Origin of the sequence: Sporosarcina sp. P17b, from assembly GCF_002743115.1 — a bacterium.
Classification (GTDB): domain Bacteria; phylum Bacillota; class Bacilli; order Bacillales_A; family Planococcaceae; genus Sporosarcina; species Sporosarcina ureae_C.
The window spans coordinates 97,536-121,143 of sequence record NZ_PDYP01000006.1; the positions used below are offsets into that span (position 1 = coordinate 97,536).

General features: G+C 45.0%; 26 protein-coding genes and 1 riboswitch. Of the genes, 12 read left to right on the forward strand and 14 right to left on the reverse strand.

Annotation, left to right across the window (positions count from 1 at the left end; translation table 11 throughout):
• Positions 1–261: 261 nt before the first annotated feature.
• The 7 genes from CSV76_RS09235 to CSV76_RS09265 all read right to left on the reverse strand — a co-directional run bounded on the left by CSV76_RS09235 (position 262) and on the right by CSV76_RS09265 (position 5,876).
• Positions 262–1,278, reverse strand: a complete 1,017-nt coding sequence (locus tag CSV76_RS09235; protein ID WP_099625384.1) for a ThiF family adenylyltransferase — start codon at positions 1,276–1,278, stop codon at positions 262–264.
• Positions 1,275–2,048, reverse strand: coding sequence for a thiazole synthase (locus CSV76_RS09240; RefSeq protein ID WP_099625385.1), 774 nt, complete (start codon positions 2,046–2,048; stop codon positions 1,275–1,277). The genes CSV76_RS09235 and CSV76_RS09240 overlap by 4 nt, the downstream gene beginning before the upstream one ends.
• Positions 2,045–2,251 carry a sulfur carrier protein ThiS gene (gene thiS, locus CSV76_RS09245; RefSeq protein ID WP_099625386.1) on the reverse strand — a complete coding sequence of 69 codons (207 nt, stop codon included), beginning with the start codon at positions 2,249–2,251 and terminating at the stop codon, positions 2,045–2,047. The genes CSV76_RS09240 and thiS overlap by 4 nt, the downstream gene beginning before the upstream one ends.
• Complete coding sequence (locus CSV76_RS09250) at positions 2,235–2,834, reverse strand: thiamine phosphate synthase (protein ID WP_099625387.1); 600 nt, start codon at positions 2,832–2,834, stop codon at positions 2,235–2,237. Before CSV76_RS09250 ends, thiS begins: the two co-directional genes overlap by 17 nt.
• Before the next feature lie 70 nt (positions 2,835–2,904).
• Positions 2,905–3,013: riboswitch (TPP riboswitch) on the reverse strand.
• 57 nt (positions 3,014–3,070) lie between these two features.
• Complete coding sequence (locus CSV76_RS09255; RefSeq protein ID WP_085427899.1) at positions 3,071–3,760, reverse strand: Crp/Fnr family transcriptional regulator; 690 nt, start codon at positions 3,758–3,760, stop codon at positions 3,071–3,073.
• Positions 3,738–5,639 carry a heavy metal translocating P-type ATPase gene (locus CSV76_RS09260; RefSeq protein ID WP_099625388.1) on the reverse strand — a complete coding sequence of 634 codons (1,902 nt, stop codon included), beginning with the start codon at positions 5,637–5,639 and terminating at the stop codon, positions 3,738–3,740. Before CSV76_RS09260 ends, CSV76_RS09255 begins: the two co-directional genes overlap by 23 nt.
• Before the next feature lie 15 nt (positions 5,640–5,654).
• Positions 5,655–5,876, reverse strand: a complete 222-nt coding sequence (locus tag CSV76_RS09265; RefSeq protein WP_085427901.1) for a heavy-metal-associated domain-containing protein — start codon at positions 5,874–5,876, stop codon at positions 5,655–5,657.
• Positions 5,877–6,042: 166 nt separating this feature from the next.
• Here CSV76_RS09265 and CSV76_RS09270 point away from each other — a divergent pair, with 166 nt between their 5' ends.
• The 5 genes from CSV76_RS09270 (at position 6,043) to CSV76_RS09290 (ending at position 10,593) form a co-directional block, all read left to right on the forward strand.
• Entirely contained in the window at positions 6,043–6,723 is a 681-nt protein-coding gene (locus tag CSV76_RS09270; protein WP_085427902.1) for a phosphoribosylaminoimidazolesuccinocarboxamide synthase, read from the forward strand.
• A 606-nt stretch (positions 6,724–7,329) separates the two neighbouring features.
• The gene (gene ectA / locus CSV76_RS09275; RefSeq protein ID WP_085427903.1) at positions 7,330–7,854 is read left to right on the forward strand and encodes a diaminobutyrate acetyltransferase; all 525 of its coding nucleotides are present in this window, start codon (positions 7,330–7,332) and stop codon (positions 7,852–7,854) included.
• Positions 7,855–7,920: 66 nt separating this feature from the next.
• On the forward strand, positions 7,921–9,201 hold the full coding sequence (ectB, locus tag CSV76_RS09280) for a diaminobutyrate--2-oxoglutarate transaminase (RefSeq protein ID WP_099625389.1): 1,281 nt from the start codon (positions 7,921–7,923) through the stop codon (positions 9,199–9,201).
• A 15-nt stretch (positions 9,202–9,216) separates the two neighbouring features.
• Positions 9,217–9,606, forward strand: coding sequence for an ectoine synthase (locus CSV76_RS09285; protein WP_085427904.1), 390 nt, complete (start codon positions 9,217–9,219; stop codon positions 9,604–9,606).
• A 390-nt stretch (positions 9,607–9,996) separates the two neighbouring features.
• Positions 9,997–10,593, forward strand: coding sequence for a superoxide dismutase family protein (locus tag CSV76_RS09290; protein ID WP_085427905.1), 597 nt, complete (start codon positions 9,997–9,999; stop codon positions 10,591–10,593).
• A gap of 465 nt (positions 10,594–11,058) precedes the next feature.
• Here CSV76_RS09290 and CSV76_RS09295 read toward each other — a convergent pair whose 3' ends face one another.
• The 3 genes from CSV76_RS09295 to CSV76_RS09305 all read right to left on the reverse strand — a co-directional run bounded on the left by CSV76_RS09295 (position 11,059) and on the right by CSV76_RS09305 (position 13,009).
• Complete coding sequence (locus tag CSV76_RS09295; protein WP_099625390.1) at positions 11,059–11,349, reverse strand: DUF2653 family protein; 291 nt, start codon at positions 11,347–11,349, stop codon at positions 11,059–11,061.
• Complete coding sequence (locus tag CSV76_RS09300; protein WP_099625391.1) at positions 11,334–11,783, reverse strand: hypothetical protein; 450 nt, start codon at positions 11,781–11,783, stop codon at positions 11,334–11,336. Before CSV76_RS09300 ends, CSV76_RS09295 begins: the two co-directional genes overlap by 16 nt.
• Positions 11,784–11,881: 98 nt before the next feature.
• On the reverse strand, positions 11,882–13,009 hold the full coding sequence (locus tag CSV76_RS09305) for a CAP domain-containing protein (protein ID WP_232319514.1): 1,128 nt from the start codon (positions 13,007–13,009) through the stop codon (positions 11,882–11,884).
• 119 nt (positions 13,010–13,128) lie between these two features.
• On the opposite strand from CSV76_RS09305, the gene CSV76_RS17840 reads away from it, so the two are divergent.
• The 3 genes from CSV76_RS17840 to CSV76_RS17295 are packed head-to-tail and all read left to right on the forward strand — an operon-like array spanning position 13,129 to position 13,936.
• On the forward strand, positions 13,129–13,254 hold the full coding sequence (locus CSV76_RS17840; protein WP_255396860.1) for a hypothetical protein: 126 nt from the start codon (positions 13,129–13,131) through the stop codon (positions 13,252–13,254).
• A gap of 31 nt (positions 13,255–13,285) precedes the next feature.
• Positions 13,286–13,747 (forward strand): hypothetical protein, encoded by a 462-nt coding sequence (locus CSV76_RS09310; RefSeq protein ID WP_099625392.1) that lies wholly within the window; start codon positions 13,286–13,288, stop codon positions 13,745–13,747.
• 21 nt (positions 13,748–13,768) lie between these two features.
• Positions 13,769–13,936: a hypothetical protein gene (locus tag CSV76_RS17295; RefSeq protein WP_158232774.1), complete on the forward strand. Its 168-nt coding sequence runs from the start codon at positions 13,769–13,771 to the stop codon at positions 13,934–13,936.
• 39 nt (positions 13,937–13,975) lie between these two features.
• Here the strand turns inward: CSV76_RS17295 and CSV76_RS09315 are convergent, their stop codons facing one another.
• From CSV76_RS09315 to CSV76_RS09330, 4 genes are all read right to left on the reverse strand, one after another.
• Complete coding sequence (locus CSV76_RS09315) at positions 13,976–16,129, reverse strand: MMPL family transporter (protein ID WP_199173050.1); 2,154 nt, start codon at positions 16,127–16,129, stop codon at positions 13,976–13,978.
• A gap of 142 nt (positions 16,130–16,271) precedes the next feature.
• Positions 16,272–16,472, reverse strand: coding sequence for a cold-shock protein (locus CSV76_RS09320; protein WP_009766462.1), 201 nt, complete (start codon positions 16,470–16,472; stop codon positions 16,272–16,274).
• Between the two features lie 193 nt (positions 16,473–16,665).
• Positions 16,666–17,664 carry an inorganic phosphate transporter gene (locus tag CSV76_RS09325; protein WP_085427910.1) on the reverse strand — a complete coding sequence of 333 codons (999 nt, stop codon included), beginning with the start codon at positions 17,662–17,664 and terminating at the stop codon, positions 16,666–16,668.
• A gap of 13 nt (positions 17,665–17,677) precedes the next feature.
• Positions 17,678–18,298, reverse strand: coding sequence for a DUF47 domain-containing protein (locus tag CSV76_RS09330; RefSeq protein WP_099625394.1), 621 nt, complete (start codon positions 18,296–18,298; stop codon positions 17,678–17,680).
• 234 nt (positions 18,299–18,532) lie between these two features.
• Here CSV76_RS09330 and chrA point away from each other — a divergent pair, with 234 nt between their 5' ends.
• From chrA to CSV76_RS09350, 4 genes are all read left to right on the forward strand, one after another.
• Positions 18,533–19,720 (forward strand): chromate efflux transporter, encoded by a 1,188-nt coding sequence (gene chrA, locus CSV76_RS09335; RefSeq protein ID WP_099625395.1) that lies wholly within the window; start codon positions 18,533–18,535, stop codon positions 19,718–19,720.
• A 39-nt stretch (positions 19,721–19,759) separates the two neighbouring features.
• Positions 19,760–21,010 carry a multidrug effflux MFS transporter gene (locus tag CSV76_RS09340; protein WP_099625396.1) on the forward strand — a complete coding sequence of 417 codons (1,251 nt, stop codon included), beginning with the start codon at positions 19,760–19,762 and terminating at the stop codon, positions 21,008–21,010.
• Positions 21,011–21,221: 211 nt separating this feature from the next.
• Positions 21,222–22,607 (forward strand): class II fumarate hydratase, encoded by a 1,386-nt coding sequence (fumC, locus tag CSV76_RS09345; RefSeq protein ID WP_085427914.1) that lies wholly within the window; start codon positions 21,222–21,224, stop codon positions 22,605–22,607.
• An 84-nt stretch (positions 22,608–22,691) separates the two neighbouring features.
• Complete coding sequence (locus CSV76_RS09350) at positions 22,692–23,216, forward strand: PCYCGC motif-containing (lipo)protein (RefSeq protein WP_099625397.1); 525 nt, start codon at positions 22,692–22,694, stop codon at positions 23,214–23,216.
• Positions 23,217–23,608: the final 392 nt, after the last annotated feature.

A 23,608-nucleotide genomic window follows, 5' to 3' on the forward strand; every position in this document is an offset into this window, starting at 1 on the left:
GCTAGGTTTTTAATGAAATAAACGCTTCGGACTGCCGTTTTAGGGCTTTCCGAAGCGTTTTTTATTGGTGGATTGTGTGGGTTAGGTCGTAAAATTGTGGTGGTCGCTCAATGGAACTGGCTGAACGCTCTATGTGGCGTTTTATCCGCTCTATATTACTGGCTATCCGCTCTATGTGACTCTCTCTTCGCTCTATCCAGCAAGTTAACTGCTCATAGACCACACACGACCGCTCTAAGGAGAACAAGAGACATCAAACAATCAGCCAAGCAAACCTGCCACGATCTTCCGCGCGGCCGTAATATCCTTCGTCCCATGCACCAACATCCGACCATCGCGGAATAACACGAGTCGGTGGTCGTTATAATCACAGGAAACTAAATAAGGATTTTGCTTTAAATTAGAAACAATATCGCGAATGGACGCAGCAAATGGTATCAGCTCAACTTGTCGATTTTTCGGCCATGTCAGTTGAACCGTGTCGCGTCCGCATAGTACGGCTGTACGAACCACTTCATTGGCAGACAAGTAAGGATAGACAGGGGTGTCTGAGCAACTTGGACAAGTAGGTTTCTTCATGCTTTGTACGTTCATAGCAGCGCGCTCGCCTGTCCAGAGATCGACGGATTCGAGACGGGGTTCCATTGTTGCCCCCGTGATACACTTCAGCAGTTCTGCGGTTTGACGGGCGGCAGTCGTGACGACGATGGGCGAGATGACGCCGACTGTATCGCATGTCAAAGACTGTGGCGGCAACGCTTCGAGCAGACAATGTAAGCAGGGCGCTCCTTCTTTTACACCGATAGGAAATGTCAGCCCATAGCTACCGACGCAAGCGCCCATGAAGAAGGGGATGCCGAGTTGTAATGCGGCGTCGTTTGCGAGTAATCGAGTTTCGATATTATCTGTGCCGTCGAGAATGAAATGATGGCCTTCGAATAATTCGAGGACATTTTCAGGCGTGACATCCGCCACAATCCCACGAACTTTCACGTCGCTGTTGATCACGCGCAATCGGCTTTCCGCAGCGATTGCTTTCGGTAATTGATCGATGACATCTTGTTCTGAGTATAATTGCTGTCTATGAAGATTAGTCCATTCCAAAATATCGCGATCGACAATGGTCAGTTCGCCGACGCCTGCCCGCACTAGCATCTCCGCTCCTGAAGAGCCAAGAGCACCCACTCCTAAGACAAAAACTTTTGCTTCGCGTATACGTTGTTGTCCAATTGGTCCGATGGGTGCAAACAGTTCTTGCCGAGAATATTTACTGCTCAAGTCGTCACAAGCCCTTCAGTCGGACTGCTAGCCACGCCATAATCACGAACTGGCATACGTCCAGCTTTATAACCGAGACGTCCCGCTTCAATCGCGAGCTTCATTGCCTCTGCCATCATGACGGGATTGGCGGCTTCCGATACGGCTGTGTTCAGCAATACACCGTCTGCGCCGAGTTCCATCGCGAAAGCGGCGTCTTTTGGAGAGCCGACCCCTGCGTCAATAATGACGGGTACATTGGACTGCTCAATGATGAATGACAAATTCAACGGATTCAGAATGCCTCTGCCTGAACCGATTGGCGCAGCGCCTGGCATGATAGCGTGAACGCCTAATTCGCATAGTTTTCTTGCAAGTACTACATCGTCTGACGTATAGGGTAGTACAATGAAACCTTCCTCTAACAGCATTTCAGACGCACGTAATGTTTCCACTGGATCAGGAAGTAATGAACGGCTACAGCCGATGATTTCCACCTTTACCATGTCGCAAAGTCCCGAAGCTTTGGCGAGACGTGCGATATGTACGGCTTCTTCCGCTGTGCTGGCGCCTGCGGTATTCGGAAGCAATGTATAGCGCGTTAAATCAAGTTGTTCGAGAAAATTGGGTTGCGATGCTTCAAAAATATCCATGCGTCGTACTGCGAACGTCAGGATCTCTGCTTCTGATACCGCCACTGCTTGCTTTTGAATATCAAATGAAGGATATTTCCCCGTGCCTAGTAATAAACGTGAAGAGAATTCTTTATCTGCAATTTTTAACATGTTCATCCGCCTCCTACAAAATGTATGATTTCAATTTGGTCTCGGTCCATGATCGGTGCGTCGTAGTGATCTTTCTGCAAAATTTCCTTGTTTTTCTCCACGATCAAAATACGATCGCCAAGTCCTAAGTGCTCAAGTAACTGCTGGATCGTCCCTACTTCAGGAATGACGGGATACGATTTGCCGTTTAGATCAATCATTTTCTCCATGAGATACCTCTCCTTTTCTATAACTCTGCAAAGTTTTCAGTGAACGCATAGGGGATAATACGGCGACGCCTGCCACGTGGTTTTGCTGTAAATTAGGTAAGTGATGCGGCTCAATTCCACCAATTGCATACACAGGAATCGAACTACACTGTGCAATAGAAAATAATTCTTCCGTTCCACGCGCTGGCAGCCCAGGTTTCGATGGCGTATCGAAGACATGCCCGTACAATAGCCAATCTGCACCCTTATTCATAGCTAGCTTTGCCTCTTCCAATGAATGAATCGAGCAACCGAAAGAGAGCTCGGGGAATTCTTGATGTGCATCCTGTAACGACATACCATAGCCAGTCAGTTGCACTTTTTTGAGCTTCAGTCTTCTAGCCAAGTGAGGTCTGGCATGAAGAGTAAGCTTGTCGAGTGGGAATTCAGTACTTGCCAGACGCGTAACTAGATCTACTAGCTGTTCATCTGACTTGGACTTTTCCCGCAAAATGATGGCATCAAGAAACGGTGCTGTGCGCAACAAATGTAGTGTCAGTTCATCCACCGAAAGACGGTCGTCAGTCACGCCCAATAATTTCATTCATTCCCCTCCAATAGAAAAAACCACTTCCCGAATCGGAAAGTGGTAGAAATGTCGACAGAAATACATACGGAACGACTCGCCACTTCCCTCCGCAGGTGCTAACCTGTTCAGGTAATAAGGGTTTCAGAGCCACACTCTTTTCTCAGTCCTTGTAAAGGATTCCCCTAATGGTCAAAATATTTGATTTTCAGAACTAGCCTATCACGTGTACGGTAGAATGAAAAGCGTTTCTTTTATAAAAGCAATAAAGCATCCAAATCTAGAATTTCTACTGCTTTCATACTGGGCTGGCGAATCCAGCCAGACTCTTCGAAAGCGCTTAATTTTCGACTGATTGTTTCAGGTGTCGTCCCTAGGTGAGAGGCTAGGTCTTTGCGACTCATTGGTAATTCGACTATCAATTGTCTTTGTTCTTCTGATAAGTCAACTAGGTAAAGGGCGATACGCGTTTCTGCTGATTCCATACCGATTCGTGCCGCCCGTTGTTCCGTTCGGGCGAGGCGGGAGGAGAATTCCTCCAACATCTTCAATGAAATTGCGGGGTGCTCTTGTAGAAGTTGCTGCATTTGGTCCCGTTGAATAACACATAGTTCTACGGGTTCAAGTGTTTCTGCATAGGCGTCATGAGGTTTAGCATCAAATAACGATAGCTCGCCTGTGAAATCTCCGGGTTGTAGTATTCGTACGATTTGCTCTTTGCCGTTTTCTGATAGGCGATATATTTTGATCCGTCCTTTGTGCAATATATACAAGCCTTCGGAGCGGTCGCCTTCATTGTAAATAATTTGTCCACGCGGGTAGGGGGTGCTTCGCGCAAGTTCTACAATGTGCTTCATCTGATCTTTTTCCAAGTGATTGAACAGTGGAACAAGTGATACACACATTCGATGATCGGTCGTGTCATTGTGGGGCTGCTGACTCATTCACTTTCACCTCGCTTACATTTCGTTTGGACGCTTTGTCACTAGTATAGCGTATTAATCGAATGGCGTTCAATATGACAAGAAGCACACTTGCTTCGTGGATAAGCATGCCGGATGCTAGGAAGACTTTGCCTAGCAGTACACCGATTAGCAATAAAACTACTGTGCCAACTGCGAAAAATGTGTTTTGCTTCATATTGTTCACAGTCGCTTTCGATAATGCATAGGCGTGGGCGAATTGATCTAGTCGATCCGCCATCAAGACGATATCCGCTGTTTCCATGGAGATGTCTGTTCCGCCTTTACCCATTGCCAGTCCGATATCTGCAGTGGCGATTGCCGGCGCATCATTGATTCCGTCACCTGCCATCGCTACTCGATGTCCTTGCGCTTTCAACTTTTGGACAGCGGCTACTTTGTCTTCAGGTAACAGCTCTGCATAGACGCTGTCGAGACCAAGTTGTTCGCCAACGAGTCGGGCAGTGTGTACATTGTCGCCCGTTAGCATAATCATTTGTTTAATACCATTTCTTCGTAGTTTAGCTAGGGCAGCCGCGGCTTCTGGACGGATTTGATCCGCTATGGAAATAATACCTGCGATTTCTCCACCAATACTGATGAACACGGCTGTGTTACCTGCCTTTTCTCGCTTGGATGCATACTCTTCTATAGTTGGAGAGATAGCTATACCTTGTGAGATCATCAGCTTCCGGTTACCCGCCGCCAGTTGCTGGCCATCTACTTCAGCAAGAAGTCCGTTACCTTTAATAACTTGTGCGTCTTGTGCTTGGTGTTTTAAATGAATCAAGCGTTTTTTTGCTTCACGAACGATCGTTTGACCGAGATGGTGTTCAGACATCAGTTCAGCTTCTGCAGTTAAACGGAGTAACTCTTCTTTGTTGATGCCAAAGCTATGGATGTCAGTAACTTCTGGACGTCCTTTAGTTAACGTACCTGTTTTATCAAAGACGACAGTGTCGATTTTCGCCAATTGCTCCATCACGTCGCCACCTTTAATGAGCACACCATGACGGGCTCCGTTACCAATTCCAGCTACGATCGAGACGGGAGCTGAAATGACGAGGGCACCAGGACAAGCGATGACAAGGAATGTTAATGTCATTTCGATATTGCGTGTGAATATATAGACGATAATCGATAGGATGACGATGGAAGGTGTATAAATATTGGCGAATCGCTCTAAGAATTTTTGAGTTTTCGACTTCGCTTCTTGTGCTTCTTCGACTAGCTCGATAATCCGAGCGAATGCTGTATCGTCACCTACACGTTCTGCAATTATTTCAATATAGCCATTGTCTACTAACGTACCGCTAAATACTTGATCATCTAGTGTTTTGGATGCGGGTACCGATTCTCCTGTGATGGCTGCTTCATTTATAGAAGCATTTCCTGAAACAATCGGACCGTCTACCGGAACTTGTTCACCTGAGCGAACGATTACCCGATCACCGATTTCTACGTCATCAACAGCAATCGTCAGTAGTTTTCCATCCCGAAGGACACTCGCTTCTAGCGGGGCCAGATCGACAAGTGCTTTGAGGGAAGACCGCGTTTTCTCCATTGTGCGAATTTCAAGTAACGCTCCGAATAAAAATAAGAAAGTAACTGCTGCGGATTCTACATATTCGCCGATAAATAAGGCACCGATGACTGCGATCGTGACGAGAAGTTCAATACTGAAAGCTTTCATTCGAATAGCTTTCCACGCTTTTATGGCAATCGGAGTACCCGCAATGATAGTGGCAGCGATTAATGTAATCTGACGCGCGTCATGAAAGCCCGCGAAGTGCAAGATGATCGCTACACCAAGCAACATCGCGGATAAGGAAGTGATGCGCACAGTTTGTTTTGCATTCATTTGAATACCTCCTTTTTATGAGACTTTTTGATTGAGAACTGGATAGCCAAGTTTGACAATCAATTCCTGCAATTCATTGGCTTCTACGACAGATTCATCAAACTCGACCCGAACTTTACTGGAGTGGAATAATACTTTTACTTGCTGTACGCCTTTCGCTCTGGATAGGGCACCTTCAATTTTCTTAACACATGATGGGCAGCTAAATGGCTCCATTAAAAATACGACTTTTTTCATTTTCCTCATCCTTTTCGTTTGTATTTATTATCTTAAGTATAAGAAATTTTTGTGTACACTGCCTTGACCTCTGTCAAGATTCGTCAAACAAGACTTTTTCTTCTGACCAAAGTGCTTTATACTGGATAAGTAGTACAACATTTATGAATAGAGGAGAATCGTACGGATGAAATTAACCTATTCTGGTAAAACGAAAGACGTCTACCGCTTGGAAGATGGCCACGTGCTATTGAAATTCAAGGATGATGTAACAGGGGAAGATGGTGTATTCGATCCAGGTGCTAACACTGTAGGCCTGACAATTGATGGTGCCGGAAAGTCCGGACTTCGCATGACACAATACTTTTTTGAGAAATTGGCGGAGCAAAACATACCGACACATTACATCGATGCCGATCTGGACGAAGTAACGATGACGGTGAAGCCTGCTACGGTCTTTGGTAAAGGATTAGAAGTGATTTGTCGATACCGTGCGGTCGGAAGTTTCTTGCGCAGATTCGGTGCGTATGCTGAAGAAGGACAAGTACTCGATGCTTTCGTGGAAGTGACATTGAAAGATGATGAACGTCAAGATCCACCTATTTCAGAAGATGCTTTGGCACAACTTCACATTTTGACGCATGAAGAATACGCAACTCTTAAAGAATTAACTCAGCAAATTTCTGAAGTAGTCCGATCAGAGATGGCAGAAAAAGGTTTAGAGCTATATGATATTAAATTAGAGTTTGGTCGCGATCCTGAGCGAAATATCATGTTGATCGATGAAATTTCAGGAGGCAATATGCGCGTCTATCAAGGCGATACATATATTGCACCAATGGAATTAGAAAAGATATTATTTTCATAAAATTCAACCGGAAACGAAAAATGTTTCCGGTTTTTTATATTCTCTCTCAGGCTATACGCTGACTGGCTTAGTTGAGCTTTACTTTTTAATCAAATAAATAAAATGATATATTTACTGTTGACAACGTTTTCAGAGTTTCCTATAATAGCAACCAGTGTCACAGGCGACACATAGTTTGCTTCTTCACCAGTGTGGGAACGTTGGTTGGATGAATGCGTATGGTAGTAAATTTTAGATAATGAAAGTGTCTTTCATATCAGCGAATTTTTAATATATCTGCTGTTTCCATGAACAAAAGCTCCCCGCTTTTGTAAAGGCGCTCTTTTTTGCTCTTCATACCGCAAGGCAGAAAGATAGCACCCATAGTAGCCAGCACGAATCTCCATTTTGGCTTTTCTACGTAAGTACCCTTGCTATATCCGCTAGATTCATAACTAGAATCTGCCGAGTGTATGTGCTCGGTCCGTAAAACCTCACATTGATGACTATTCGACGAACGTATTGTAAGTAGATCGTGTTCTCGGGTAACGAAGCGCACATCTTAGAAATTGACAGATGATGAATACTTGAACAACTACATGTAAGAGAACTTGGAGGAGAAACTGTTTGGACAAAAAACACAAAGTTTCGATTGCAGGGCTAGATCCGAACGATCCGTATTCATTTCGTATTCCGACTGTAGACGATGGAAAGTTCATCTGGCAGCTCATTAAAGATACGAACGTACTGGATTTAAACTCTTCCTATAGCTATTTGCTGTGGGCAGACCAATTCAGTGACACGAGTATTATCGTAGAAGATCACGGAAAGCTTGTAGGCTTCATTTCAGGCTTTATTCAACCAAAAGCGCAAGATACATTGTTTATTTGGCAAGTCGCAGTCGATGAATCAGTACGTGGTAAGCGTATAGCTTCGCGTATGCTGCATTCGATTTTGCAAAGTGATGCATGTCGGAATATTCGCTATCTAGAAGCGACCGTCACACCATCTAATGAGGCGTCCACTAAGTTATTTACAGGCTTGGCACGTGATTTGGAGACGGAATGCACGATTACGGATGGCTATACGAAAGATCAATTCCCTGGTGGCGGGCACGAATCAGAAGAACTGTTCCGCATTGGACCATTCTGAGAAACAAGCCGATTGCCGCAACATGACACTGGAAAATACAGAATCTAACGGAGGAATTAATTACACATGGTACTGACAAAAAGTCAGCAGATAATGGAAGTATTCGAAAATCAGGAGTCGCAAGTGAGAAGTTACAGCAGAAGTTTCCCAACAGTATTCAACAAAGCAAAAGGCTATAAGATGTGGGACACGGAAGGTAAAGAATATATCGATTTCTTCGCCGGCGCAGGTGCTTTAAACTACGGCCACAATAACGATAAGATGAAAGAAAAGCTGATTGAATATATTCAAGACGATGGAATTTCACATAGTCTGGATATGGCAACGACGGTCCGAAAAGAATTTCTTGAACGATTTAACGAAGTGATCTTGCAGCCAAGAAACATGGACTATAAAGTGATGTTTCCTGGACCTACCGGGACGAATACAGTCGAAAGTGCACTGAAAATCGCCCGCAAAGTAACGGGACGCCAAAATATTGTGAGCTTTACGAACGGTTTCCACGGCATGACACTCGGTGCGTTGTCCGTAACCGGTAACTCCTACAATCGCGGTGGAGCCGGCGTACCACTTAACAATACGACTTCTATGCCGTTTGATACATTTTTAGAAGAAGGTCAATCATTGAACTTCCTAAAAAAGTATTTAGCCGATGCAAGCAGTGGCTTGGATCTACCGGCAGCTATGATTGTCGAAACGGTACAAGGCGAAGGCGGCATCAATCCTGCAAGCTTTGACTGGTTGCGTGAAATTGAACGTCTCTGCAGAAGACACGATATTCTACTAATTGTCGACGATGTACAAGCGGGTTGTGGACGAACTGGTACGTTCTTCAGTTTCGAACCAGCTGGCATTAAGCCTGACATCGTGTGCTTGTCAAAATCCATAGGGGGCTACGGTCTACCGTTAGCACTTACGCTAATCAAACCGCAATATGACGTATTCGGCCCAGCCGAGCATAACGGAACATTCCGCGGTAACAATATGGCAATCTTGACAGCGACAGAAGCTCTATCGTATTGGGAAACAGATGAATTCGCTAAATCGGTACAAGAAAAATCCAAGCTCATTACGAAGCGCATGGAAACCATCGTTGAAGATTACCCGCAATTAAAAGCTACAACACGTGGTCGCGGCTTCATGCAAGGAATCGTCTGCGGTGAAGGCAAGGAAGACTATGCGGATAAAATCTGTGCCAAAGCATTTGAAAAAGGTTTGATCATTGAAACATCGGGTCCTGAAGGCGAAGTCGTCAAATTCCTCGGTTCATTGATCATGGACGAAAAAGGAATCGACCAAGGATTCGATATTCTAGAAGAAGTGATTGAAGAAATTGTGCAGAATTAAAGGAGAGAATACGCATTGATTGTACGTACATTGGATGAAATTATTGGTAGTGAAAATGAAACAAAGGCAGAAACATGGGCAAGTCGTCGATTCTTGCTGAAGAAAGACAATATGGGCTTCTCGTTCCACGAAACGATTATCTACGCTGGAACGGAAACACATATCCATTATCAAAACCACCTCGAAGCAGTATACTGCGTAGCGGGTGATGGAGAAATTGAAACGATTGCGGACGGCAAAGTGTACCCGATTAAAAACGGTACGATGTATGCGTTGAATGAACACGATGACCATTATTTACGTGGCGGTAAAGAAGATATGCGCTTGATTTGTGTCTTTAACCCACCACTCGTCGGAACGGAAACACATGATGAAGACGGCGTATACCCGTTGATTGAAGATTGATTTGCAGTTTAGGCACTCTGGGGATGATTCCTTGGAGTGTTTTTTTATTTGGCTAGTTGGTTGTGTGGGTTGGGGGATTGGGATTGGGTCTCTTGGGGAGGGGGTTGGGTTGGTAGGTAGTCTATCACAAGCGGGCTGGCGCTCATAGAATCGTTTGAGCGCTCATAGTTCGTGGTTGTGTGCTCTATTCACTGGGTTAAGTGCTCTATCAAGTCCCGCAAGCGCTCTATCCACATGGTTGGTCGCTCTATCGGGCACGTTATCCGCTCATAGGCACCCGCAATAAAATGTTAGAAAGCTGTAAAAGTGGGTACACTACACACTATGAGTTCATTATACAAGTGGCAATGAACGGGACGATATAAAACTTACATTAGGAGGAATTTAATTATGTGGAAATTATCAAGTGTAGTGTTGGGCTCCGCGTTACTCATGGCAGCTTGCGGTGGCGGAGCAGATGAGGAAAAGGAGCCGGTGAATGGCAGTGGTGATCCTGTCGTGGAAGAAGAGGAAATGGCTGAGCCAGAAGTGATGGCGCCGGTCATGAATGTAGATGGGGAAGAGATCGGTACGGTGACGCTGACGCAAGGACCGTCCGGAGTAGCAATGGACGTGGACGTAACCGGCCTTGAGCCAGGCGAACACGGCATGCACTTCCATGAAACGGGCGTTTGTACAGCGCCAGACTTTAAAGAGTCTGCAGGCGGTCACTTTAACCCGACGGATAAAAAGCATGGTTTGGAAAATCCCGATGGACACCACGCAGGCGATTTGGAGAATTTAGTGGCGGATGAAGACGGAAATGCAAAAGTTACGATAACGACAGATGCAGTTACTCTTGAATCAGGTATGGATAATTCTTTGATTGATGAGGATGGTACTGCGTTAGTTATCCATGAAGGTCCGGATGATAACGTAACGGATCCAGCGGGCGACTCAGGAACACCATTTGCTTGTGCTGAGATTACGTCTGAGAATATGAAGTGATAAGCAAGTAGGATGTCCCGGGGTTTCGGGGCATCTTTTTTGTTGTTTGGACTTGTTTAAGTGCAAGTACAAGTACAAGTGCTTGGGAAGAGTGAGTTACTTAGTGAGTGCGTTGGGATGGAAGCTCCAGTTGGCGGACGCTTTCCCATGGGCTCTCGGTGAGCCAACCAGGTCGCTTTGCTCCCTTTTGGTTGTCTCTCCTTTCGAGCTGATCCTGCGGGAAGAGCCGTAACGAAGAACGGCTTTTGCGAGTAAAAGCGCAGCGTTAGGAGCACATCTTTGCACTTCGCCGCTTTGACAGGTGAAAAACCCAGCGAGCGAAGGGGGGGTGGTTCACCGCCCACCCATAGGACACGCGTCCCCTCCGAAGCACCAATCGCCACCCCAATACCACTGCCAGCCTCTCCAATTCACCCAATTGAACACAAAAAAAGAACGCCCTCCCGGAAAGGGGCGTTCTGTTAATTATCGCACTACCGCGATAATCCCTTCTTCATCATCCAGCTTCAGCTGAATGCCTGCTGCCATCGGATCCTGATCGAGATACTGCTCGATCCAAAGGCGAAGCGCCTCGACTAGACGAGAGGTATCCAAATGATGCATCTTGCCGTTAAGCTCCGCATCTGCTGAAAACCCAGTGTCGTCATCGTAGGCAAGCTCGACTTCCACGTCGTCTGGCATTGCACGTAACTCTTTTGCAATCAATACACACACCGCATTCACTACGTCTTGTTCGTAGATTATCTGTTGTTCCATTGATTCATATCCTCATTGCGCTTACGCTCTTTCTCTTTGAAGATCGCAAAAATCTTCCGAACCATGTAAATGATGAAGACAATTGCTAACACGTTGATCAGCAAGCCCATGATGGATCCAAGCATACCCATATTTGCAAACAAGCTACCGAATAGTAGACCCGCTAGTCCACCAACGAATAGACCTTTCATCAAGCCGCCACCCATACCGCCTGGCTTCTTCGTTGTGTTACCTGCTGTTGCTTTATCATTACTTTGATTGGTATCTTGTTTCTTTTCTGCTTTATTCGGTTGCACACGGTTAGGTGTACTGAAACTCTTCTTACCAGACTTATAGCCACGAGCTTCGGCCGTAATTTCATCTTGGAAGATGATGTTCCCAATCGGCGACAAAATCAACGTCGCGGCTAGGAAAAATGCAGCAAATTTTTTCAATTGAAATTCTCCTTTAATGCTGTAATGAAGGTCTTGGGTTGACCAAAGCCCTTGTCTCTATTTTACTGGATAACTTGCCGTAATGAAAGGAAATCCCCTTACTTGGCGAAGAAGTTTTCCGTATAAAATGGCTGTTCTTTGTCATTGAAATCCACACCGATCCCAAGGAACTGATAGTCACGGATTAATATGTTTTCCCGGTGACCTTTGGAATTCATCAGCCCTTCATGTGCAAAAATACTGCTAGACTGACCATATGCTAGATTTTCACCCGCACTAACGAACTTAAGGCCTTGTTTTTTCATGCGATCGAAAGGGGATTCGCCTTGCAAGTTTTCATGACTGAAGTAATCTTGCACTGCCATATCAGTACTATGCAGACGGGCAGTGTCAGATGCCAGTTGATCCCATGTTAAAATAGAGCGACCGTGGCGCACTCTGGCCGCGTTCGTCAAATCAAATAATTGCATCTCGAAGCCTTGGCGCATAGCATCGTTTTGTGGTGCGTAGAGCGCAGATTTACCTGACTCTAGCGAATTCGCGATCAATTGAACCGCGGTGACGGTATTTTCTTTATGCAGATCATAAAAAACGTACATATAAAGACCGTCGGAATGAAAAACATCCATGCCTTCATCGTCCTGCAACTTATAAATATTGGTACCTTTACGTATTTCCGTAATCGGTTCACCCAGTCCTTCACGTATTGTTTCTTTCGGCACACCGTATTCAATGCCGATAGATGAAGCGATGAGACGGTCGTTCGTGTAGATGGCGTTGACTCGACGTTTAATATCATACGACAGCATGACGAAATTCTGGTAGTTATCATGGAATGTCAGCCATTCCGTGCCATATTCATTGACGGATTTCCGTTGCGGATCACCGAGCTTTTCTTTCACTTGTGCTTCTGGTGTGCCAATTTCAATATTGTGGATGGAAATAATGCCCGTTGCAGGTGCATCAAGCACAGGTTGGGCAACTTCATCCGGGGGGCTGCTTCCGACGGCTTTGTCGGAAACGAATGTAATTAAATCGGTGATCGATTGTTTTGTATAGTCGAGCGCAGATCCAACTACTTCCTCGTTCAGTACAGTTTCTACTTTGGCGTCAACTGGGTCGAGAAACGATAAGTCCACATATTCTGATACGGGACCTTCCCAGAAGGGCTTGAATGCGTAGAGGAGTACTGCGAGAAAGAGTAACTGAAACAGGCGTTTTATCATAAGAAACCCACTCCTCTTTCACATTATACTCTGTTTGTACCTCGGCAATACAGCGGTAACTATTAATTGTTGAAAATTATCCGCCAGAGTAGCAGGAAAAAGGGTATACTAAAAAAAGAATGGAAAGTCTGGAAGGAGTGGATGGCATGTTCGGTGGTTTGAGCAGTATACCTTCCTGGTTTTATATTGTCGCATTTGCGGTCGTCATATTGTTTGTCCTGATTACGGAATGGAGAACAAGATGAGCACTGAATTTCATTAGAAAGAAGGAAAAACATGTTAACATTTGAAGAGAAACAGCAGATTATAGAAGAGTTCCCGGAGTTAGTGAAGAAAGAAGTATCGATGAAGCGCTTGAACTATCATTATGAAGAGTCTTTGTATGATAAAACAGTCGTCGTGCAGCACTTGCATCCGAATGGTAATGCATTTGTCTATGTGGCAGACGTAGAAGGCTATGAAGCGGATGACCGCGGTCTAGTGAACGTACGTGATTACTCTGCGGATGAATTCCGTGCAGTGATTCGCGCAGCGGTTGAAGGATTGGCGACTGAGGTACAAGAAGTAGATCCGATCGCAGAAACATGGCAGAACTCGAATGGCCAGATGTTGACACTTCTTGAGGAAGACGGCTTCTTTAACGTCTATCACGAAGCGAACTTGGAAGAGGGCTTTGGCGATTATGGCGAGGCGGCAAGCTATTTGAAAGAAGAAGGCTTTTCCGTCAAAACGAAATAACGGCAACAGGGGTGATATCGTATGAAGGGTAAGACAGTCGCGATTTGGCTTGTTGTGGTGTTGATTGTAGCGGTAGTAGGCGTCGTATTGATGGTTCAGGCTACGTTTAAAAATAATCCCACACAGAAAAATCATCAGTCGATGGACAATCAGTCGTATGCCGAGATCGGTACATTCGGCTGGCAATAAAAATAGCCTGTCAGGAATTCTATTCCCGACAGGCTGTTTTTATTTTGCGCTATATTTCTGGCTGTTGGAACGGTATAATCCTTTGCCAAATGGCAACCACCAGTTCCACTTACCAAACAGTTTCATCAAACTAGGTACTAGCAACAGTCGGATAATTGTCGCATCAATCGCAACAGCGACCGCGATTCCTACTCCAATTTGCTTGACTGGCATTACATCTGTAAACGCGAAGGCACCTGTTAGCACGATCATGATGAGCGCGGCAGACGTGATGACTTTACTTGTCGTCGCAAGTCCTTCGACCGTAGATTTGTCATTATCGAATGACTGTGCAAACTCTTCTTGCATCCGTGAGATCAAGAATACTTCATAGTCCATACTCAAGCCGAACACAAGACTGAAGACGATGACTGGGATGATGAGCGCTACGGTACCAGGATTTAATCCGAAATGACCGTACTGGAATATATACACGAGTATACCGAACGTTGCCGATAACCCAAGAATATTCATTAGGATTGCTTTCACCGGAATGACTAATGAACGGAACGCGAACATTAGGATGAAGAATGTTGAAACGATGATAATTAATAATACGTATACGATGTGATCCGCTATTTCATCGAAGATTTCCTGATTGAAACGCGGTTCACCGCCTAGCAAGATGTTGAAGCCAGTATCTTTCTCTGACCAATCACGAATCCAGTCTTGTGCTTCATTCGAGCTACCGGCAGCACTCAACGTAACGGGGATAAGTAATCGGTTGCCACTGTCCGTGAAGTTCTTCAGCACGGGATTGAGTTGATCGTACATTTGCGGAATACGCAGCGTTTGCTCCCATTCCTTTACAGTATCTATACCACTGAGCGTAAAGACGGTCGAAACTTCTTTAACTACCGGATCATTCGTCAATTGATCTTGCAACGTAATCATATCCGCCAGACCTTCAGTCGTTTTCCAGCTACCATCCCGTTCAGCAATGAGGAACACGGTACTCTCGTCACCTAAGCCAAACGTATCTTCCATTTGTTCAAATGCTACACGTGTATCAAAGTTTTTCGGTAACGAGTCGATCTGCGGAATCGTCAATTCCATGTTCTTCACCGGAATAACCGCAATTGCGAGTAACACAAATGCTACGATCGCAATGGTTACCGGACGTTTGATAACACCGTTCGCAAACTTTCTCCAACCGTTTGCATCTTCGTTACGCTCTTTCAGCAAACGGCCCTTGTGAATACGTTCACCGAGCATCAACAAGATGGAAGGCAATAAAGTAAGTGATGAAACGACTGCCATTCCAACGACAATCATGCCGCCAAGTGCAATATTCATGAAAATATCTACCTTAATGAGCAGCATCGCACCGAGTCCAATAAACACACAAACCGCAGAGAATATAATGGAACGACCAGCAGTACGGATCGTCATGATGACCGATTCCTTGACGCTACGTTTCCTAAGTTCTTCTCGATACCGACTAATGAACAACAACGCAAAATCTATGGACAGAGCGAGTCCGAGCATCGGCACGATATTCAGGACGAAAATGGATAAGTCCACTGTGTTGCCAAGCAAAGCTAAAATTCCGAGAGTGGAGACGACGGTGCCGATGCCGACAATTAATGGAACGAAAGAGGCAACGATTGTTCCAAATGCAAACAACAACACGACGATCGCAATCGGTAAACCGATCGCTTCCGCTGTCATCAAATCTCGTTGGCTCGCTTGATTGACATCGTGTTCAAATGCCCCTCCACCAGTGAGTGTTACGCCAGCTTGACCACCGATTTCGTCGCGTATATCCTCGACGACTTGCGGCATATCGTCAGGTGCCGTATCAAATTGCAACAAGGCATAGGATAAATCTTTTGTATACTGTTCTTTTTCCACAAGAGGAGATACGATATCGGACATGACACCGAGCTTTTCTAGCTGATCAAGTGATGCATCGATTTCTGCATCGGACTTTCCGTCAAATACTAAAAATAATGACTCGGCAGGCAAACCGAAGTCTTCCGAGACGATTTTCATGACGTGTTCATGCTCTCCATCTACGCGGAAGCCGTCTCCTGAAAGCAAACTAGGCAGTTGAATGGCGAAATAGGTCATAACGCCAAATAGCAAAATCCAAAACATGAAAATCCATTTATACGATTGGGTCACAAACTTCCCGAATCTCTGCAAGGCCATTCCTCCTCAAACGATGTGTGAAATCATGTAAATTCATTTCTATGTTTATCATAGCAACGAAGTGCCAGAAGATGTTGCGAAAATATGGAAAGAAACGCACAAAAAAACCACTCCCTAAAAGGAAGTGGTTTGTATAGTTAAATTAGTTTTTAGTTACGTTAGTAGCTTGAAGTCCGCGTTGTCCTTGTTCGATCTCGAAAGACACGTCTTGACCTTCTTCAAGAGTTTTGAATCCGTCACCTTGGATAGCTGAGAAGTGTACGAATACGTCGTCGCCATCTTCACGTTCGATGAAGCCATAACCTTTTTCTGCGTTAAACCATTTTACTTTACCTTGTTCCATGTTTGTTTCCTCCTCGTGCACACTCGTGTACACATTGTATTACTATCCTTGCTCAATTTCTCAAAAACGGTCGAGATAAAATCGTAGACCAGCGTCGAACAAAAATAATTCTTCTTTATCATAACAAGAAAAGGGAGATAAAGCAAGTTGAAGGATTCCCTTACTAGATTCCCTGTTTGCCTTTTCACTTTGATTATAGGAAAAGTGTGAATATTTTATAGACGACCCCGGCCATTAAAGCGGAGATCGGCATCGTGATAATCCACGTCAAAACAATCTTTTGTGCGACTCCCCATTTCACACCTTTTAAGCGTTGCGCTGACCCGACTCCCATAATAGAAGAAGAGATGACATGCGTCGTGCTGACAGGCAAATGAAGAAGTGTGGCACCGAAAATAATAACTGCAGAGTTCAAATCAGACGCAATACCGTGAATCGGACGGATTTTCATAATCTTGCCGCCAACGGTTTTAATAATCTTATACCCGCCGATTGACGTCCCGATTCCCATCGCAGTCGCCGCTGCAATCCGTACCCATAACTGGATATCGTCGGTGGTCTGCAATTCTGCCGCGATCAAAGCCATCGTAATAATCCCCATTGCCTTTTGCGCGTCATTCGTACCGTGCGTGAATGATTGAATCGCAGCCGTCCCGATTTGCATGTAGCGAATACGACGGTTTGCTTTAAATAAATTACGGTTCTTTAATACCGTACGTAAGATGGTCATGACAAGAAATCCGCCGACGAGTGCAATGATAGGGGACAGTAACAGTGCTTGAATGATTTTAATGAAGCCGCTGTAATTCAGAATACCAAATCCCGCTGCTGCAATTGCTGAGCCGGCAATAGATCCGATCAATGCATGCGATGAGCTAGAAGGAATTCCAAAATACCACGTGACCAAGTTCCAGATAATCGCGGAAACGAGTGCTGCCAAAATAACGAGAGAACCATTTTCTAATACGAACGGATCGACGATATCTTTTGTAATGGTTTTTGCTACACCTGTGAATGTCAGTGCACCGACAAAGTTCATCGTGGCCGCTAGCATAATCGCAGTCCGAGGTTTCAAAGCGCGTGTCGATACCGAAGTAGCGATCGCGTTGGCTGTATCGTGAAAACCATTAATGAAGTCGAATGCCAAGGCAAAGACCACGACGAGAATGGTTAGTATGAGAATCGTATCCATTGGTTAGGACCCCTTATGCGTTGCGCATGATGATGGTTTCGATATTGTTTGCCACGTCTTGACAAAAGTCTGCCGTGTCTTCAAGTAGTTCATACAGATCTTTCAATTGAATGATGCGAATTGGATCTTTTTCACGAATGAACATTTGCTTAATGGAAGTCCGTAACACTTCGTCGCAAATCCGTTCATACTCTTTGATTTGCACAGCATGCATATGCATTTCCACTAGCTTTTTCTTCGTCAGCAATTCCATCGCCAAAACGATTTCATCAGTACTTTTCATAATGTTGATAATGAACTTCTGCATGTACTCATCGACTTCAATGAGAGAAAACATCTCAAGATTAGCAAGGAAATGCTCCATGCCATCAAGAATATCATCCATTGCAATCGCGATATTCAAAATATCTTCGCGCTCAATCGGTGTCATGAACGATGTATTTAATTTCGTGATTAATTCATGAATCAATGTATCACCAGCTGTTTCGTATTCCTTCATGCGAATGCTGACATCCTTTAAGTCCGAGACAGAATCGACTTTAAACTCGTTCGCATAGTGCATGGATTCTTGCACATGCTTGGCGATGTCCAATAACGCTGTAAAAAAAGGATCGGGTTTACGTGGACCTAGCATCTAAATTCCTCCATCTATTGTTGACATCGATAGTTATTACATCATACAAAAATCGTGTGTAAAAAGATAGCGAGCGTTGTAGAATTTGGGCGAAATTTATTTGGATTTTCAATTAATCCTTAGTTTGTCCAATGATTGTTAAGTTATCGTTAAATTCTACTAAATCTATTGAAAATAAATTGGGACATGAGATGATCGGCAATAAAGCATTATAAAAGCCGAAAGGAGATCAAAATGAAGAGTAATGTGGCTTCTTCGATAAAAAGGCTAACGGAATTATTTATCGTCTCTCTTACACTAGGACTGACCTCATTTGGTGGACCAACCGCGCATTTAGGTTACTTCCATGAAGAGTATGTGCGAAAACGTAAATGGATGGATGAAAAAGGGTATGCGGATTTAGTAGCATTAGCTCAATTCCTTCCAGGTCCAGCAAGCAGTCAGGTAGGGATTGGAATTGGTGTGGCGCGTGCAGGGGTAGTCGGCGGCTTTGTTTCCTTTCTAGGTTTCACGATGCCATCTGTCGTGGCGTTGATCTTATTTGCTACGCTTCTAGCGGGTTCAGATATTAGTGATGCAGGCTGGCTCCATGGATTGAAGATCGTGGCGGTGGCGATTGTCGCGCACGCGGTCCTCGGCATGGCAAAGAATTTAACGCCAGATATTAAGCGAAAAGCGATCGCATTATTAGCACTCGTTGTCACGCTCTTATGGCAAGCGGCTTTTACGCAAGTTGGAGTGATTATAGTAGCGGGTTTAGTAGGGTTATGGTTGTTCAAAGCTCAGGATTCGTCAGATGCTAGTTCCTCGAAATTCCTCGTGTCAAAGAAAATGGGAGTTATTTGTTTAACATTGTTCTTTACTTTGCTTGGCATGTTGCCGTTGCTTCGGGAACTGACAGGATCTTATTGGATCGCGTTATTCGATAGCTTTTATCGGTCGGGTGCGCTCGTATTTGGTGGGGGACATGTTGTCTTGCCTTTATTGGAACAGGAGCTGGTACCGGCTGGATGGATTGGAAATGAATCATTTTTAGCAGGTTATGGTGCGACGCAAGCGGTTCCAGGACCGTTGTTTACGTTTGCAGCCTATCTTGGAGCCGTGATGAACGGTTGGCAAGGTGGATTATTCGCAACCGTCGCGATTTTCTTGCCTGCCTTTTTATTGATCGTCGGAGCGCTGCCTTTTTGGGACGTTTTGCGCAATCATCCGAAAATCAAAGGTGCGGTCATGGGTGTCAATGCTGCAGTCGTTGGAATACTTCTTTCGGCGTTATATAATCCAATCTGGACAAGCTCGATTTTGCGAGCAGAAGACTTTGCATTGGCGGCCGTTTTATTCAGTATGCTGACTTTTTGGAAGATGCCTCCATGGATCGTTGTGCTATTCGGTGCGGTAGGCGGAGCTTTATTGTCTATATAGTATAAAAGTAACCAAATACAACTACTTTTGTTATACTAAATGAATTCTATAGAAGAAGTGGGTTATGTACATTTGAAAACTTCATTACAAAAAAAGATTCCTATGCCAACTGTTTGGCTCGTTATATTGCTCGGTTCGTTGTCGGCATTCGGTCCGCTGTCGATGGATATGTATTTGCCAGGATTGCCTATTGTGGCGGAGGATTTAAATGCTTCGACTTCACTTGTTCAATTAAGTCTGACGGCTTGTCTGCTCGGCTTAGGCGTAGGACAGCTCATTTTTGGACCGTTAAGTGATATTTATGGCAGACGGAAACCGCTCGTCATTACGCTTAGCGTGTACGCAATCGCTTCCGTTCTATGTGCGTTTAGTCCGAATATCTGGATTTTCGTTGCATTGCGTTTCGTTCAAGGTTTAACAGGCGCTGCTGGAATTGTAATTGCGAGAGCTTGCGCACGTGATTTATATGTAGGAAGTGAATTAACAAAATTCATGGCGATGTTGTCGATCGTCAGTGGATCAGCACCGATACTTTCTCCGATAATAGGCGGTGTTGTGCTGAATTATGCTTCGTGGCCAACGGTGTTCTTGTTACTGGGAGTCATCGGTTTGTTGATGTTTTTATCCACAGCGTTTTTCTTGCCGGACACGTTGCCGGTTGAAGCACGTTCGGAGAGTGGAATGCTGGCAGTCATCAAGACGTTTAGTGGTCTACTGAGGGATAAGTGGTTCTTAAGCATCGCGTTAACGCAAGGTTTGATCATGTCAAGCCTATTCGCGTACATTGCGGGGTCTCCGTTCGTTTTACAGAATATTTATGGTATCACTGCGCAACAGTTTTCTCTGTTTTTCGCAATGAATGGTATCGGAATCATTACAGCGGCACAAGTGACGGGGCGGCTTTCGGGTAGAATTCACGAGTTGAAGTTTCTGCGCGCAGGTGTGTTGCTTTCATTCACAGCGAGTATTGTACTTTTGTTGACGGTCTGGAATGAATGGTCGCTTGCTGTAATTGCGACGGCATTATTCTTTATGGTGTCGAGTGTTGGTTTGGTGTCGCCTGCGGCATTTTCGCTAGCGATGCAGAGTCAGGGGAAGTCAGCAGGAAGCGCGTCGGCGTTTATTGGACTGGTGCCTTTCATCGGCGGTGCAATAGTTTCGCCACTAGTAGGACTAGCGGGAGACAGCTCGGCGTGGCCGCTTAGTATTATCGTATTGACATGCAGTACCGCGGCGTTAGTGATTTATTTTGCAGTGGTTCAGAAAGCGTTTCGGATGCAAGGAGTTTGAGTGGATAAGGCTGGCAGTGTGATGGGGTAGGGGGATTGGCGCTTCGGAGGGGACGCTTTCCTAGAGGGCTCGCGGTGAGCCAACTGGAGCTTCGATCTCCTCGTACTCACCAAGTAACTCACCTCCAATCCTTTTTAATTCAAATTTGCGCGAAAATAGGGCATGATAGAGATAGAGAGTCTGATTATTACTTTGAGAGGTGGATGTAAAGATGGAATATCGTATTGAGCATGACACGTTCGGAGAAATACAAGTACCAGCAGATAAGTTATGGGGAGCGCAGACGCAGCGCAGTAAGCACAACTTTAAAATCGGCGGGGAACGCATTCCGCTTGGTGTAATCCAAGCCTTTGCCCATTTAAAAAAATCAGCAGCAATCGCAAGTCATTCATTCGGCAATCTATCCGAAGTCAAAATGAAAGCTATCAAAGCAGCAGCAGAGGAAGTCATTGAAGGCAAATGGGACGAGCACTTCCCGTTAGTCGTTTGGCAAACAGGAAGCGGTACGCAATCGAACATGAACATGAACGAAGTACTCGCTAACCGTGGAAACCAGTTGCTTGAAGAGTGGGGCGAGGAAGAACGCCTGCACCCGAATGACGACGTCAACAAATCACAGAGTTCGAATGATACGTTCCCGACAGCACTTCACGTGGCGGGTGTAATTGCGGTAGAGCGCGAAGTATTGCCGGCAATTGATAAATTAGCAGCAACACTTCAGAAAAAATCTGAAGACTTCACGGACATTATTAAAATTGGTCGTACGCACTTGCAAGACGCGACGCCATTGACGTTAGGTCAGGAAATCAGCGGTTGGCACAGAATGCTTGAAAAAACGCACAGCATGCTAGAAACTAGTGTCGAGACGATGAAAGAACTCGCAATCGGCGGTACAGCAGTCGGTACAGGACTGAACGCACCAGCTGGATTCGGTGAGAAAGTTGCGGAAGAGATTTCGAAGTCAGTTGGAATCGACTTTACATCTGCACAGAATAAATTCCACGCATTGACGAGTTATGATGAAGTTGTCTACACACACGGCGCGCTAAAAGCATTGGCAGCAGACTTGATGAAAATAGCAAACGACGTACGTTGGTTAGCAAGTGGTCCACGTTCAGGTATTGGCGAAATTACGATTCCTGAAAACGAACCAGGCAGCTCGATCATGCCAGGTAAAGTGAATCCAACACAAAGTGAAGCGTTGACGATGGTTGTGGCTCAAGTTATGGGTAACGACGCGACGATCGGCTTCTCCGCAAGTCAGGGTAACTTTGAATTGAACGTCTTCAAACCAGTTATTATCTATAACTTCCTACAATCAGCGAAATTATTGGCTGACGGTATGATCAGCTTCAACGATAACTGTGCAGTTGGAATTGAACCGAACCGTGAAGAAATCGATAATAAAGTAAAGAATTCCTTGATGCTAGTTACAGCATTGAATCCACATATTGGCTATGAAAATGCGGCGAAAATTGCGAAGAAAGCTCATACAGAAGGTACTACGCTGAAAGAAGCGGCACTATCTACTGGTTTATTGACAGAAGCGCAATTTGACGAATATGTAGATCCAAGCAAAATGACGGGCAACTCATAATTGTCATGAATTTGTACGCTTGTTTTTCCCGCAAACCTTGTATACTAAAGGCATAACGTCTATACGAAGGAGTCAAGAATATACATGAAAAAGAAGTTACTTGCAGGACTGGCGGCGCTGACTTTGGCGCTTGCGGCATGCGGAAACGGCGCTACAGAAAAGCCTGCTGAAGTCGATCCGAAAGACGTACGGGCAGAAGCAGGACATGACCACGCAGAACATTTGCCGAACGGAGACTTGCAAGAAGTGACCGCTTCAGCGGATATCTTGCCTTCATTTCTAGATGATAAGCCAGAAGATATGCGTATGGTCTATCAAGTAGCGGCCAATGCAACGGACGTTTTGGAATACATGCCTTGCTATTGTGGTTGCGGAGATAGTGCTGGACACAAGAGTAATATGAATTGCTTCTTGGATGAAGTGCGCGAAGACGGCTCGGTCGTCTGGGATGATCACGGCACACGTTGCCTAGTTTGTCTGGAGATCGCAGTGAAATCCGTACAAATGAAGCAAGACGGCAAGTCGATGAAAGAAATCCGTGACGCAATTGATACAGAGTATGGTAATGGAAATTACGCGAAACCGACGGATACTCCAATGCCTGCATAATCGATAATATAGGCTGCAGATTTACTCTTTAACGGGAGTGGATCTGCAGTTTTTTTTGCGTTTGATCATAGATTGTGGGTAAGCGCTCTATCGGACAGTTTAAGCGCTCATAGAATGGCTGTAACTGCTCTATAGCAAGCTGAATCCGCTCATAGTTTTGACCTAAGCGCTCTATACACGCATGTAACCGCTCATAGCCGGATATTCGACCACCCAACCACCCGATTACGCGAAACCGACGGATACTCCAATGCCTGCATAATCGATAATATAGGCTGCAGATTTACTCTTTTAACGGGAGTGGATCTGCAGTTTTTTTGCGTTTGATCATTGATTGTGGGTAAGCGCTCTATCGGACAGTTTAAGCGCTCATAGAATGGCTGTAACTGCTC

What these genes read in the sequence shown, in the direction of transcription:
- CSV76_RS09240 (WP_099625385.1), bottom strand. Translation starts at nt 2,048, where the DNA reads ATGAACATGTTAAAAATTGCAGATAAAGAATTCTCTTCACGTTTATTA.
- thiS (WP_099625386.1), bottom strand. Translation starts at nt 2,251, where the DNA reads ATGGAGAAAATGATTGATCTAAACGGCAAATCGTATCCCGTCATTCCT.
- CSV76_RS09250 (WP_099625387.1), bottom strand. Translation starts at nt 2,834, where the DNA reads ATGAAATTATTGGGCGTGACTGACGACCGTCTTTCGGTGGATGAACTG.
- CSV76_RS09255 (WP_085427899.1), bottom strand. Translation starts at nt 3,760, where the DNA reads ATGAGTCAGCAGCCCCACAATGACACGACCGATCATCGAATGTGTGTA.
- CSV76_RS09260 (WP_099625388.1), bottom strand. Translation starts at nt 5,639, where the DNA reads ATGAATGCAAAACAAACTGTGCGCATCACTTCCTTATCCGCGATGTTG.
- CSV76_RS09265 (WP_085427901.1), bottom strand. Translation starts at nt 5,876, where the DNA reads ATGAAAAAAGTCGTATTTTTAATGGAGCCATTTAGCTGCCCATCATGT.
- CSV76_RS09270 (WP_085427902.1), top strand. Translation starts at nt 6,043, where the DNA reads ATGAAATTAACCTATTCTGGTAAAACGAAAGACGTCTACCGCTTGGAA.
- ectB (WP_099625389.1), top strand. Translation starts at nt 7,921, where the DNA reads ATGGTACTGACAAAAAGTCAGCAGATAATGGAAGTATTCGAAAATCAG.
- CSV76_RS09290 (WP_085427905.1), top strand. Translation starts at nt 9,997, where the DNA reads ATGTGGAAATTATCAAGTGTAGTGTTGGGCTCCGCGTTACTCATGGCA.
- CSV76_RS09295 (WP_099625390.1), bottom strand. Translation starts at nt 11,349, where the DNA reads ATGGAACAACAGATAATCTACGAACAAGACGTAGTGAATGCGGTGTGT.
- CSV76_RS09305 (WP_232319514.1), bottom strand. Translation starts at nt 13,009, where the DNA reads ATGATAAAACGCCTGTTTCAGTTACTCTTTCTCGCAGTACTCCTCTAC.
- CSV76_RS17840 (WP_255396860.1), top strand. Translation starts at nt 13,129, where the DNA reads ATGGAAAGTCTGGAAGGAGTGGATGGCATGTTCGGTGGTTTGAGCAGT.
- CSV76_RS09310 (WP_099625392.1), top strand. Translation starts at nt 13,286, where the DNA reads ATGTTAACATTTGAAGAGAAACAGCAGATTATAGAAGAGTTCCCGGAG.
- CSV76_RS17295 (WP_158232774.1), top strand. Translation starts at nt 13,769, where the DNA reads ATGAAGGGTAAGACAGTCGCGATTTGGCTTGTTGTGGTGTTGATTGTA.
- CSV76_RS09315 (WP_199173050.1), bottom strand. Translation starts at nt 16,129, where the DNA reads ATGGCCTTGCAGAGATTCGGGAAGTTTGTGACCCAATCGTATAAATGG.
- CSV76_RS09320 (WP_009766462.1), bottom strand. Translation starts at nt 16,472, where the DNA reads ATGGAACAAGGTAAAGTAAAATGGTTTAACGCAGAAAAAGGTTATGGC.
- CSV76_RS09325 (WP_085427910.1), bottom strand. Translation starts at nt 17,664, where the DNA reads ATGGATACGATTCTCATACTAACCATTCTCGTCGTGGTCTTTGCCTTG.
- CSV76_RS09330 (WP_099625394.1), bottom strand. Translation starts at nt 18,298, where the DNA reads ATGCTAGGTCCACGTAAACCCGATCCTTTTTTTACAGCGTTATTGGAC.
- chrA (WP_099625395.1), top strand. Translation starts at nt 18,533, where the DNA reads ATGAAGAGTAATGTGGCTTCTTCGATAAAAAGGCTAACGGAATTATTT.
- CSV76_RS09340 (WP_099625396.1), top strand. Translation starts at nt 19,760, where the DNA reads ATGAATTCTATAGAAGAAGTGGGTTATGTACATTTGAAAACTTCATTA.
- fumC (WP_085427914.1), top strand. Translation starts at nt 21,222, where the DNA reads ATGGAATATCGTATTGAGCATGACACGTTCGGAGAAATACAAGTACCA.
- CSV76_RS09350 (WP_099625397.1), top strand. Translation starts at nt 22,692, where the DNA reads ATGAAAAAGAAGTTACTTGCAGGACTGGCGGCGCTGACTTTGGCGCTT.